The following is a 13028-nucleotide window of genomic DNA, read 5'->3' as shown; positions in this document are numbered from 1 at the left end:
GAGGCGCCTTGAACTTGGATAGCTGATCGGAGGCTTGGTCGAAGCTGCGTAGATGTTCAGGCGTCGCCTCGTAGTGCGAGACATCGTCCATGGGTAAGCCATCCTGGCCCAGCATGAGGGAAACTTTCTTACGGTGCTCGGTCATGTGGTTCACTCCCCTTGGTAGGTTCTCGTCCAGGCCAGCAACATGTCACGGTGAGATATTATTTTGCCCGGGCATCCAATGGGGTCTTCTATTATGTTTGTGGGGACGCGAGCTTTTATGTAGATATTGATGGTGCGGTCATTGATTTCTAAGTAAATTCGTGCATGATGTTTCATGTGAGTGGCCCAGTATTCATCAACACTTTCGCGTGGCACGTTATGCAGGATTTCATGCCCCGGGAAGACCGTCTCCAGGTCTATCTCCGTTTCGCGTTCGATGCCATCCAATGCCGTCCATTTGATGTCGACAGGCGAAGGGAATCCGCGAGTCTCGAATGCTTCCGTACTGCCAAACGAAGCGCTCCAGTTTTCCTTGGGGAGAGGTTTCCCAGAAGGCTCGTCGAGATATAAAGAGAGCTGGCGTCGATTGAAGATGATTCTGCACTTGAGTGTATTGAAGCAATATGCACCCAATGAATAACTATCGAACCGAAGCGGCCACGGCTCTTTCGGTTCTTTTCGCCTGAAAAGGTTGTCGATGATCTTCATGGTCTGGCTTCCTGAGTGGGGGTGTTTTCACAGAGACGGCCGGTCTGGCGCTGTCCCCGCACGGATCGATATTTGCCGTTCGCCACGGATGTTTGCGTTGGCTATTGCGGTTCTCTCCGTTTCGTTCATGGGTATCGTTCCGTGGCGTTTCCGCGTCGTTCACGGGGAGGTATTCAATTCCAGTTCGGGTATCTTCACCTTTGGCAGCAATCGTCGGGTGAAATATTTGCTCTCGAAGTATTTCACTTTTTCGCACAGTACCGGGTGCGGGAGTCCCTCGTAGAAAAAAACTTCCTTGTCGAAGCCGATGGCTTTCAGTTCCTGTGGCAGCATCAGTGCCCGGCGTTGTTCGGTTTCGTTGAAACTTACGCCGCCCTGGCGGCCATGCGTTCGCGAGCGGTTGCGTTGGCGCACGGTGGTGTAGCCCAGCATCTCGGAATAATCGTTGGCGTCCTTTTGTTCGCGTGGCGCATAGACGATTTGCAGGGCGTGATTGGTGATGAGGGTGCGGGATACGTCCTTGCCGTAGACCGCATCCAGTTGCGACATGCTCTGGATGATTGGCAGTAGCCGGAGGTTGTAGCCGGCCATGTAGCTTGCCGCGCTGGCGATGATGTCGATTTTTCCGATGGCGGTGAATTCGTCCATCAGCAGCAGGCATTGGTGTTTGAGTTCCGGGTTGTCCTGTGGCAACTCCCGGGTGTTGAGGTTGATGAGCTGGCTGAACAACAGGTTGAGGATGAGCCGGCTTTCGGCCAGTTTGTTGGGCTGGATGCCGATGTAGAGGGTCATCTTCTTCTTGCGCACTTTGGTGAGCAGGAAATCGTTGGCGCTGGTGGCGGCATCCAATATCGGGTTGATGAACGCATTCAAGGGTTCTTTGAAGGCGCCCATGATCGAGGCGAAAGTTTCATCGGCCTGCGACAGCAGGTTGGCGAACGCGGTTCTGGCTTCGCCGCTCAGGTAGTCGGTTTCCGATAGTTTCTTCAAATAAGTCTTGAACCGGCCGCGGCCATCGCCGGAAGACAGGCGATGGATGGCGCCAAGCGTGGGCGTGACCCACTTTTCCTGTGGATGTTTCTGTCTGATCTGGTGGTCCCGGCTTTCGAACAGGTAGAGCGAGAAGGCCATGAAGGCGTTGCGCGCCTGGCTGACCCAGAATCTCTGCCAATCCGCGCCGTCGGGGTAGAGCATGGCGGCGATGCTCATCAGCTCGGAGATGCGGAAATCGGGGTCGTCGGATACGTAGCTGAGCGGGTTCCAGCGGTGGGTGCGTCGGTCTTCGGCGAATGGGTTGAACAGGTATATCCCTTGTCCTTGGCTGGCCCGCCACCCGGAAGTCAGGCCAAAGTTCTCCTGTTTGATGTCCAGCACGACTACCGAGCCCTGGTAGTCCAGCAGATTGGGGATGACCACGCCCACGCCCTTGCCGCTGCGGGTGGGGGCGGCGAGGATGGCGAATTGCTGGCCGGAAAGCCGCAGCAGCTTGTCGCCCATCCTGCCCACCACGAGGCTGGTGGCGGTGGTTTTGAACATGCCATGCCTGGCCAAGTCACGCTTGGATGCGAAGCGGGCCTCGCCGTGCGGAGATTTTTCCTTCGGCCTGAGAAGGGGAACCAACAGGAAGAGATAGATCGATAGTGGCAGGCCGAAGCCGATGCCGGTGGCGAGCTTGATCTTGCCGGTATGGGGCGCGAGCTGTGGCAGATCGATTGCCCGATAGTAATGCCACCAGGTGGCGTACCAGGAGTAGGGTGAATCTACCTTCAGCAGTATGGACGCCAGTTGGCCGGCCAGGTACAGGCCAGCGGCCAAGGCCGGCGGCAACAAGCCGGCGGCGGCCACGATTTTGATCTTGGTGAGATTACCCATGCAGTTCCCTCCCCGGAAATGCTTGTCAACCGATTAAGAATGGTTCCGCCCCAAGGCTACATCAGTAAGCGCACACGTCCGTCCGGGAGCGTATGCGCACCCTTTGAGCCGTAGCGGTCGTGACGGATGGCGGGAAGCTTTCCGCACTTCACGCACGGGCTTGCGGATTCAGTTCGGTGTTCGTCGGGTCGGCAAAGTGCCGTTTCAGGCGGCCGCCCCCATGTGGCGGGGGCTGATGGCTGGGGGGTCAGCGCGCCAGTGCGCTTTTCGGCACGTCCAGCTCCACCGACAGCGCGAGATGGTCGGAAGCCGCCGCGGGCAGGGCGCGGCGCGCCAGGCTGGCGATGTTGCCGGTGGTGAGGATGTGGTCGATGGCGCGGTCGGGTTTCCACGCGGGGAAGGTGTGGACGTCGCAGTCCGGCGGTTGCAGCCGGGTGCGGTGGAACAGCACGTCCATTTCCGGCTGGTCGATGCGGCAATTGAAGTCGCCCATCAGCACGGCGTTTTCCGCTTTGCCGAGCACCTCGGCGATGAAGGCCAATTGCGACAGCCGCGACTGCACGCCAAGCGACAGGTGGGCGACCGCGATCAGCAGCCCGTTGTCGCCTTCGCCAAAGCGTCCGACCAGCAGTCCGCGGCCCTTCACCCGGCCCGGCAGCGCATGGCTGCCGATTTCCAGCGGTTCCATCTGGCTCAACAGGCCGTTGGCGCTGGAGGCCACGCCGCCGACGCTGCGGTTGGGTTGATGGGTCCAGTAGGAGAAACCGGCGCGGTTGGCCAGGTAGTGGGTCTGGTTGGTGAAGCCGGAGCGAAAGCTGCCGGGATCGGCTTCCTGTAGGCCGACGATGTCGTGGCGTCCGGCGAGTTCGGCGATGGCGTCCAACGCGCCGCGCTTGCCGCCGATCGGCAGTACGTGCGACCAACTGCGGGTGGCGTAATCGCTGTAGCGGCGGGTACTGCTGCCGGCCTGGATGTTGGCCGACAGCAGTTTCAGGCGAGTGAAGGCCATCGAGGGGATTACTGGGCGCCGGCGGCGCGTTCCTTGGCGATCAGGCCATTGGCGATCTGCAACTGCTCCTCGTGGCTGCGACCGAGCACGCGGTACTTGCCGTTGACCACCAGGGTGGGGGTGCCGGTGACGCCGCTGCGCTGGGCGAACTGATAGCCCTGGCCGAGGCGCGCGGTCATCGCGAAGCTGTTCATGGCTTCGCCAAGCAGTTGGGTGTCCACGCCCTGCTTGCCGAGGTAATCGAGGATGTCCTGGCTGGTGGCATTCGGCCGCAGCGCGCGCTTCAGGTGAATGGCGTCGAACATCGCCTGGTGCACCTTGTCCAACTGACCCGTGGTTTCCGCGGCGTAGTAGACGCGGGCGGCGGGGTCGTTGTCGCTGCTCGGCAGCGGTACGGCGTTGAAGCGGACATCGGCCGGCAATTTCTTCTTCCACGATTCCACCAGCGGGTTGAACGCCGCGCAGTGGCCGCAGGGATAGGCGAAGACTTCGACCACTTCGACCTTGCCGTCGAGCGGCTGCAACGGCTGGCCGTTCTCGACCAGTTCGTAGTCCTTGCCCGGGACCAGGTTGTCCTTGGCGGTGGTCTGCGCCGGGGGCGGTGCGGTCTCGCCGCCAGCCTCGGGCGGGGCCGTCCCGGCCGAGGCTGGCGTGGCGCTGGCCGGGGCGGAATCGTTCGTCGCCGGGGTTTCGGCCGGCTTGTTGCAGGCGGCCAGGATCAGCAGCAGCGGGAGGGTGAGCGTCAGTGGGCGCATCATCGGTCTTCTCTCCGTTTCGGGTGGGGCGCTCAGCGGCGCTGGGCTCGCAATTGTGCGACCAACTGTCCGGCGATGCGAATGGCATCCGCATGGCTGCGGCCAAGGACGCGGTACTTGCCGCCGACGATCAGCATCGGCGTGCCCTGCACCTTGGCGTTCTCGATGAATTTGCGCGCCCAGCGCATCTGCGAGGCGACCTCGGGCGAATTCATGGCGGCGAGGAACTGCTCGGCGGCGACGCCGTAATTGGCATAGAAGGCGGCCAGTTCCTCGGCGCTGGCGTTGGCCGGGAAGCTGCGCTCGTCGTGGATGGCGCGAAACAGGGCCAGATGGGCGCGCTCGGCGATCTTCAGCTGCTGCGCGGCGAAATAAGCGCGGGCGAAGGGATCGTTGGGGTTGAACGTGGCCGGGACGTAGACGAAATCGACATCCGCCGGCAGCGTGGCTTTCCATGTATCCACCAGTGGCTGGAAATTACGGCAATGGTGGCACCAGTAACCGAAGACCTCGGCCACCTCGATCTTCTGCTTGTGGTTGGCGAAGGTCTGGCCGTTGTCGATCAACTGGTAGTCGCGGCCCTCGACCGGCGCGCCCTCCTGGGCCGGGGCGGCCGTGGAGAACAGCAGGGCGAATGCGGCGAGAAAAGCGATGCTGGCGATACGGAGGGGGGACATCTATGGCTCCACGGTAGTGGGGGGCGGGGGATCTGCGGACAAAGAAACGCCAGCCCGAAGGCTGGCGCAAATCTCAAGGAGCATGGCTGTGACCGCCAGCCGAGGGGAAAGTTCCCGCCGCCGACTCATTGCGCCGTGGTTTCGGCCGCTGTCGGGGCGGTGGCGGTGGTGCTCTTCAGCATCGGGGTGCCGGGGGCGGCGATCGGGCCGGCGGCTTTGACCTTGGCGACCTGGGCGGCGGGCGCCTGGTCGGCCACGTCGTGCAGGCCCTGAATGTAGCTGGCCAGTGAGCGGATTTCCTCATCGCTCAGATGTTTGGCGACGGTGGCCATGATGTCGAAATGCGCGCGGTTCTTCACCGTGGTTTGGCCGCTACGGTATTCCTGTAGGCGGCGGGCGATGTACCAGTCCTGCTGGCCGCCGATGTGCGGGTAGTAGGCGCCCGAGTTGCCGGCGCCCGCTGGGCCGTGGCAGGCGAAACAGGCCGGGATGTCGCGGCTGGCATCGCCGACGCGGTAGATGCGCTGGCCGGGTTCGTAGAACTTCATGCCCTTGTTGGGGCTGTCGGCGTCTTCGATCACCGAGTCGTTGGCGGCGCCGGCGCCGGCGAGCTTGCCGCCGAAGTAAGCGCCCAGATCGCGCATGTCCTGCGCCGAGAGGGTGGCGGCAAAAGGCTGCATGATTTCGTTGACGCGCTGGCCGCTCTTGAAGAGCGCCAGTTGGGTGGCGAGGTAGCGCTCGCCCTGACCGGCGATACGTGGATACATCTGGGGGTTGGTGCCGTTGCCGTCCAGCCCGTGGCAGGCGGCGCAGACGCCGGCCTTGGCGGCGCCTGCCTGCGGGTCGCCCCAGTGGGTGGTGGCCAGCTCGGCGACTGCGTCCATGGCCGGGGCGGCGGCGGCCGCATCGATCGGCGCGGTCTCGGCGGGTGCCTGTTCCGGCAGCGGATTCACGGTGGTCTGGGCGACGGCCACCGCGGCGGCCAGGGCGGCCAGACCGGCGATGCCAATGAGGCGGGCGTTGCGCATTCGGAAACTCCGGAGAAAGACGCGGGCGACAAGCAGGTGTCGAAACCGTGGAATTATCGTCCCGGCCGCGGCGCATGGTCAAACGCCAAGGCGGGACACCCCGCTATCATCCTAGCCGATGAAAAACTTCTTCGCCCCCGCCCGTTACCTGCTTTCCGCCCATACGCCGCGTCAATTGCCGGCCGATACCGGCCGCGAGGCCGCGTTCGCCGGCCGTTCCAACGCCGGCAAATCCAGCGCATTGAACGCCATCTGCCAGCAGAATGCGCTGGCCCGTGTCTCCAAGACGCCCGGACGCACCCAGCAGTTGGTCTACTTCGAACTGCCGCCGTTCGCCGATGCGCATCTGGTCGACCTGCCCGGCTACGGCTATGCCAAGGTGCCGAAGGAGATGCAGGAGCATTGGCAGGCTTTCATCGCCCAATATTTCGAGACCCGCCAGGCGCTGGCCGGGCTGGTGGTGGTGATGGACATCCGCCACCCGCTGAAGGAGTACGACCGGCAGATGCTGGGCTACGCGGCGATGCGCGGGATTCCCGCCCACGCGCTGCTGACCAAGGCCGACAAACTCTCGCGCGGCGCCGCCGGCAACACCCTGCAACAGGTGCGGCGCGAACTGTCCGCCGCGTTCGGCGACTCGATCAGCGCGCAGGTGTTTTCCGGCGAATCCAAGCAGGGCGTGGACGAGGCCCGCGCGGTGCTGGCCGGCTGGCTGCGGCTCGACGCCGGAAACTGATCCCGGCCTTTATAGTGGCGGCTCCCTTTACGCGAGCCGCCCATGTCCGGCCCTTCCGACGCCAACGAGACCCCGATCACCCACCGCCGGCAGCTGGTCGAAGTGCTTGCCTCGGGCGAGAAACCGAAGGCCGACTGGCGCATCGGCACCGAGCACGAGAAGTTTGGCTTCCGCCTCGATGACCTGCGCCCGCCCGCGTTCGACGGCGAGCGCGGCATCGAGGTGCTGCTGAAGGGCTTGACCCGGTTCGGCTGGGCGCCCGGCGAGGAGCATGGCCGGCTCATCGCGCTGACCCGCGACGCCGCCTCGGTGACGCTGGAGCCGGCCGGGCAGCTCGAACTCTCCGGCGCGCCGCTCGCCACCATCCATGACACCTGTCGCGAGGTCGGCGGCCATCTGCGCGAAGTGCGCGAGGTGGCCGACGAACTCGGCCTCGGCTTCCTCGGCATGGGCTTCCAGCCCAAGTGGCGGCGCGAGCAGATGCCGTGGATGCCGAAGGGCCGTTACAGGATCATGCGCGACTACATGCCGAAGGTGGGCGGCCTAGGCCTCGACATGATGACCCGCACCTGCACCGTGCAGGTCAACCTCGATTACGCCAGCGAGGCCGACATGGTGAAGAAATTCCGCGTCTCGCTGGCGCTGCAACCGGTGGCGACCGCGCTGTTCGCCGATTCGCCCTTCACCGACGGCAAGCCCAATGGCTACCAGAGCTACCGCTCGCACATCTGGACCGATACCGACGCCGGGCGCACCGGCATGCTCGATTTCGTCTTCGAGGACGGCTTCGGCTACGAACGCTACGTCGATTATCTGCTCGATGTGCCGATGTATTTCAGCTACCGCCATGGCGAATACCTCGACCTGGCTGGCCGCTCGTTCCGCGCCTTCCTCGCCGGCGAGCTGGATGGCCTGCGCGGCGAACTACCGACGCTGCGCGACTGGAACGACCACATGACCACCGCCTTCCCGGAAGTGCGGCTGAAGAAATATCTGGAGATGCGCGGCGCCGATGGCGGCCCGTGGGGCCGGCTGTGCGCCTTGCCGGCATTCTGGGTCGGCCTCCTGTACGACGATGCCGCGCTCGATGCCGCCTGGGAACTGGTGCGTGATTTTTCGATGACAGAACGCTACGCGCTGCGCGAGGGCGTGCCGAAGCATGCGTTGAAACTGCCATTCCGTGGCGCGACGGTGCGCGAACTGGCGATCGAGGTGTTGAAGATTTCCAGCGCCGGGCTCAAGCGGCGCGGCGTGAAAAATGCCTGCGGTCAGGACGAATCGGCCTTCCTCGATCCACTGGTGGAAATGGCCGAGGCCGGCCAGACCGCCGCCGAGCGCAAGCTCGCGCTGTTCCACGGCGAATGGGGCGGGGATATCGATCGGGTGTTCCGCGAGTTCGCGTATTGAGCGTGGCGCGCGCGGCGCTTCGCGGTATCGCCGCTCGCGGGTCTTGATGCGCCAGGCCGCCTGGCGTCATCCGAAAATATTGGCGGTGGGCGGGCTTCCACGGAGAAACGGTTGCGCGAGAATATCCACATGACGATTTTCCGTTTTCTGCGCAATATTCTTGGCCGCCGGCCCCGGCATTTGCAGGTGGCCGCGCTGTGCCTGCGTGGCGCAGGCGAATCGCGCGAAGTCTTGCTGATCACCACGCGCGGCCGTGGCCGCTGGATATTGCCCAAGGGCTGGCCGATGAAAGACCGCGGACTGGCCGCGGCCGCGTTGCAGGAAGCGTGGGAGGAAGCCGGTGTGATCGGCGCCGTGGGCGAGACGGCGCTCGGCCGCTACCGTTACCTCAAGCCGGGGCGTGGCCGGGGAAAATCGTGGCTGGAGGTGTGGGTATTCCCGGTCGAAGTGCGCGAGTTGGCGGAGGATTATCCCGAGGCCGGCCAGCGCCAGCGCCGCTGGTGGCCACTGGCCGAGGCCGTGGGGATTGTCGAGGAACCGCAATTGGCCGCATTCCTGCGGCGGCTGTCGATGCGGGGCTGAGGGGTGTCGTGTAGCCCGTGTCGAGCGGTTTCCGGTATTCGGGAGCCTGTTCCCGCGTTTGTCTCGCATTAGGCTGGTTGAATGGTTTCCCGGTTGGTGAGTTGCTCGGTCAATCGCTTGGTCGTTATCGGCAGCCTATATACGCTTGACGGCTGTTTTCGTTTACTGTAAGTGTCTTCGACGGGAGGCAGGCGTGGCGGATCGATCCGCGCTTGGAAAAGACAATCAACCGAATTGGGGAGGGGACGGTGAAGCGATTCACGACGTTGGCCGCAGTAATGGCGCTTGGCTGGATGGGCGGCGGGGGAAGTGTGAGCCATGCCAGTGAACCTCTGGTTACTGACACACTAGAAGTGCCGGGTAGTGCATGCGATGGAATTACGGTGACCGGTAAATGGGGAAGAGATGCCTGCGTAGGTATGTTCTGGGGCTTTGGTGGTGGTTGGGGCTGGGGGGGCTGGGAAGACAGCGGTTGGGGCGGCGGGGGAGGCGGAGGTGGGCCAGGTGGTTTCGTGGCCGAAAATCCCGGCATGAACGATGCTGGAGACACGACCGACTGCAAAGGCAACCCCATCATCATGTCCACCGGCAACAAGATCGAGCCGGAGTTCGACTTCATCTCCTCGGGGGAAATGCCGCTCTCGCTGTCGCGCACCTACAACCACTACTGGGATGGCATCGGCCTGTTCGGCAAGCACTGGCTGAGCAACCATGATTACCGCCTGACCTTCGGTACCGACAAGGTCGGCGCCTGCTATCCCCGTCCCGGCGGCGGTTCCTGCACGCTGGGGAGCAATAGCGTGATCTACGCCTGGCGTCCGGATGGCCGCAAGATCAAATTTGTGAAAGCGGCCGATGGTGTTTTTTACGAAGACAAAGCCGCTCCCATCGCCCGGATCGTCCAGGCCGCCGATGGCGCGCTGATGCTGCATGGCGAGGACGATGCCCGGGAGTCCTATAGCCCCTATGGGTATGTCTTCTCCGTTCGCAACCGCGCCGGCATCGGCTGGACATACAGCTATTCGGGCAGCACGCCCGTGCGCGTCACGCATACCTCCGGCCGCTATATCGAGTTCGTCTGGAACGGCAATCAATTGACGGCGGTCCGCGATCCGGCGGGCAATCATTATGGTTTCTCCTACACGGCCAACGCCTTCGGTGCCGGCCTGCACCGCTTGGCGGCATCATTGCAGCCAGGAAGCCCGTTCACCACCATCGCCTATCACTACGAGCACTATGCGCGCCCCGGCGCACTGACCGGCAAATCCGTCAACGGACAGCGGTACTCCACCTTCGCCTACGACGGCGCGGGCAGAGCCATCCTCAGCGAACATAATGGCTACAAGAAGTACCAGTTCACCTACACGTCCGGTGCCAACGGCCAGCTCACCGTGGTGGAAACCAATCCACTGGGCAGGAAAACCACCCATCTCTACGAAAACGGCAAGCCCAAGACCACGCTCGGCGCGGCCAGCACCTATTGCCCCGCCAGCGATACCGAAAACGCCTACGATGCCAACGGCTATCTACAGACCCGCGTGGATGCCAACAAGCACGCGACGACATTCAGGCACAACGCCAAGGGCCAGCTTCTTGAGAAAATAGAAGGCTTCGATACGCCGCAGGCGCGCAAGACCACCTACGCGTGGGACGCGACGGAAAACCGGGTTGCCAGCATCACTATTGGCGGCGCGGCCACGGGCACCGAACTTCTACGAACCACTTACACCTATACGACCGATGGCCGCATTGAGAGTATTACCCGCACCAACCTGTCGGGCGCCGGGCTGAACAACGGCACGCAAACCACGCGCTACACTTACGCCAAGCATCCCAACGGAATGCTGGCCAGCGTCACCATCGATGGCCCACTGTCCGGGGCCGGCGACCAAGTGATTTCCCGTTACGATGCCGTCGGTAATCTTGTCTCGGTGGAGAACAGCCTGGGCCACCGGACCGTCTACACCCAGCACAACGGCCTGGGCCAACCGGGGCGGATAACCAACCCCAATGGAGGGATGACCGATTATCTTCGTGATGCCCGGGGCCGGGTCACGGAAATCAAGACCTATCTCAATGGCGTCGCGCAAACGACCCAGTACACCTACGATGGCAACGGGCGTCTGAGTGGGGTCAGAACGCCCGATGGAGAGATGACTCATTACCGCTATACATTACCGGATTGGGATCTGCTGACCAATGTTGTCCACTCCGCCTCCAATGCCACTTTGACATCCGGGGGAGTGCGGGAAGAACTGCGCTACTACTATTCCCTTGTTGGCGAAGTGACCGAGATGCGGAAGAACGCCATCGTACCCCGCCGGCCAAAGCCATGGTCATGGCCGTGTGGACCTAAAAAGAAAATAGATTGCGTCATTGACGATAATGACCAACCACCCGAAATACCCAAAATAGAATTCTCCAGCCAGGTATTGCTGGACGAACTGGGGCGCATCCGCGCGACACCCGGCAACAACGGGCAGAACTTCACCTATCAATACGATGCCAATGGCAACCGGGTCCGCTCCACGGATTCATTGGGGCAGGTAACGAACCTGACGTACGACGCACTGAACCGGGTCATCAGCTCCCGCGACCCGCTGGGTGGCATCACTCGTTTCGAATACGACGCCGGCGACCGCATCACCAAAGTCACCGACCCGCGCGGCCTTGCCACGACCTACGTCTATGACGGCTTCGGCCAACTATGGGCGCAATACAGCCCCGATAGCGGCACCACCGCCTACCAGCACAACGCCGAAGGCCAATTGGTGAAAATGACCCGGCACGATGGCAGCGGGCTGGATTATGCCTATGACGGCCTTGGGCGGCTGGTTTCCATCACGAGCGGCAACGAGCGCCGCGAATATGGCTATGACTGGTGCGGTAATGGCAAAGGCAAACTTTGCGGCTTATCAATGCTGACCGATGGCGTATCCCATGCCTGGACGAATTTCGGCTATGGTCCCTATGGACAAATGACCGTCCGCAGGGATGCCGTCTATGGCAACGATGAATGGACCGGCTACAGCTACGATGGCATGGGCCGCCTGGCGGGTATCCAATACCCCAGCGGGGTTTCCGTGGGCTATGGCTACCGTGAAGGTAAACTGGCGGTGGTGCAGGCAACCTTTGGTGGCACCACCCACAACGTGGCGATGGACATCAAATACCAAGCCTTCGGCCCCACGGCGGAAATGCGCTTCGGAAACGGCCTGGCCTTGAACCGCTCGTTCGATATGGATGGGCGCCTGACCAGCAGCGCCACCCGGGATGGCTATTCCAATCTCTTGAACCTGGGCTACGGGTTCGATACCAATAACCGGCTCACCCAGATCACCAGCGCAGCGGATGGCTTGAAAGGCCGAACCTATGGCTACGACGCCCTGTCACGCCTAACCTTGCAGCAATATGGCGGCGGCGGGCAGTCCAGCTACCTGTTCGATGCCAACAGCAACAAAACGCAGCAAGTTGGGCCGTGGAACGAATTTCTGACGGTCGAACCTGGAAGCAACCGGATTACCGCCATGGCGGGACACGCCTACGGTTACGATGGCCGCGGCAACCGCAGCAGCTACGGGGTGAATGGCTCGGCGGCCAGCTATGGCTACGATGCCTACAACCGCCTTTTGACATACCAACGCAATACAGAGGTGTCGTTTGATGAAGCCAATGGCCCGCGCGGACAGGCGGTGCGCCGCCCGGCCGGCACCTGGTATTACCGCACCAATGCAGCGGACCAGCGCGTGGGTAAAGAAGGGCCGGATGGCACGACACGCTTCATCTATTCCGGGCAAAACACATTGTTGGCGGAAAACGAGAACGGCCGTTGGAGTAGTTATGTCTGGATGGGTGCGGAGTTGATCGGGCTGGTACGCGACAACCAACTGTACTTCGTTCACAACGACCACCTGGGCCGCCCCGAGCTGGTCACTAATACGGCCAAGGCGGTGGTCTGGCGGGCGCAGAACTACGCCTACGACCGCACGGTGGTGCAGGACGACATGGGTGGACTCAACATCGGCTTCCCCGGCCAGTACTACGATAAGGAATCTGGGCTGTGGTACAACGGCTTCCGCTACTACGACAGCCGGTTGGGCACTTATACCCAGTCGGACCCGATTGGGTTGGCGGGGGGGATTAATACGTATGCCTATGTCGGTGGCAACCCAATTAGTTGGATTGATCCGTATGGACTCCAAGTCATGGTGTGTCGTGACCCTGCTTTTAATGGCAAGGTTCCTGCACACCACTATTGGGTCACCACGG

General features: G+C 62.5%; 10 protein-coding genes. 4 read left to right on the top strand and 6 right to left on the bottom strand.

Translation table 11 applies throughout. The features are described from left to right. Positions 1-150: 150 nt before the first annotated feature. From EBB59_RS12880 to EBB59_RS12855, 6 genes are all read right to left on the bottom strand, one after another. Complete coding sequence (locus EBB59_RS12880; RefSeq protein WP_122102556.1) at positions 151-693, bottom strand: hypothetical protein; 543 nt, start codon at positions 691-693, stop codon at positions 151-153. A 159-nt stretch (positions 694-852) separates the two neighbouring features. Continuing rightward, positions 853-2565 (bottom strand): type IV secretory system conjugative DNA transfer family protein, encoded by a 1713-nt coding sequence (locus EBB59_RS12875; RefSeq protein ID WP_122102555.1) that lies wholly within the window; start codon positions 2563-2565, stop codon positions 853-855. Positions 2566-2812: 247 nt separating this feature from the next. Next, positions 2813-3574, bottom strand: a complete 762-nt coding sequence (locus EBB59_RS12870) for an endonuclease/exonuclease/phosphatase family protein (protein ID WP_122102554.1) — start codon at positions 3572-3574, stop codon at positions 2813-2815. Between the two features lie 8 nt (positions 3575-3582). Then, complete coding sequence (locus EBB59_RS12865) at positions 3583-4332, bottom strand: thiol:disulfide interchange protein DsbA/DsbL (protein ID WP_122102553.1); 750 nt, start codon at positions 4330-4332, stop codon at positions 3583-3585. Between the two features lie 29 nt (positions 4333-4361). Next, positions 4362-5006 (bottom strand): thiol:disulfide interchange protein DsbA/DsbL, encoded by a 645-nt coding sequence (locus EBB59_RS12860; RefSeq protein WP_122102552.1) that lies wholly within the window; start codon positions 5004-5006, stop codon positions 4362-4364. A gap of 125 nt (positions 5007-5131) precedes the next feature. Further along, entirely contained in the window at positions 5132-6034 is a 903-nt protein-coding gene (locus tag EBB59_RS12855; protein WP_122102551.1) for a c-type cytochrome, read from the bottom strand. A gap of 118 nt (positions 6035-6152) precedes the next feature. Here EBB59_RS12855 and yihA point away from each other — a divergent pair, with 118 nt between their 5' ends. The 4 genes from yihA to EBB59_RS12830 all read left to right on the top strand — a co-directional run. Continuing rightward, a complete protein-coding gene (yihA, locus tag EBB59_RS12850; protein ID WP_122102550.1) occupies positions 6153-6770 on the top strand; it encodes a ribosome biogenesis GTP-binding protein YihA/YsxC in 618 nt (205 codons plus the stop codon). 42 nt (positions 6771-6812) lie between these two features. Continuing rightward, positions 6813-8177, top strand: coding sequence for a glutamate--cysteine ligase (locus EBB59_RS12845; RefSeq protein ID WP_122102549.1), 1365 nt, complete (start codon positions 6813-6815; stop codon positions 8175-8177). Between the two features lie 129 nt (positions 8178-8306). Further along, the gene (locus tag EBB59_RS12840; protein ID WP_122102548.1) at positions 8307-8759 is read left to right on the top strand and encodes an NUDIX hydrolase; all 453 of its coding nucleotides are present in this window, start codon (positions 8307-8309) and stop codon (positions 8757-8759) included. A gap of 212 nt (positions 8760-8971) precedes the next feature. Continuing rightward, positions 8972-13028, top strand: a 4057-nt coding sequence (locus tag EBB59_RS12830) for an RHS repeat-associated core domain-containing protein (protein ID WP_158601813.1), incomplete at its 3' end; no start/stop codon positions are given.

This window comes from Solilutibacter pythonis (assembly GCF_003697345.1).
Taxonomy (GTDB): domain Bacteria; phylum Pseudomonadota; class Gammaproteobacteria; order Xanthomonadales; family Xanthomonadaceae; genus Solilutibacter; species Solilutibacter pythonis.
The sequence above is the reverse complement of the archived record's forward strand: the minus strand, read 5'-3'. Positions and strand labels throughout refer to the sequence as shown.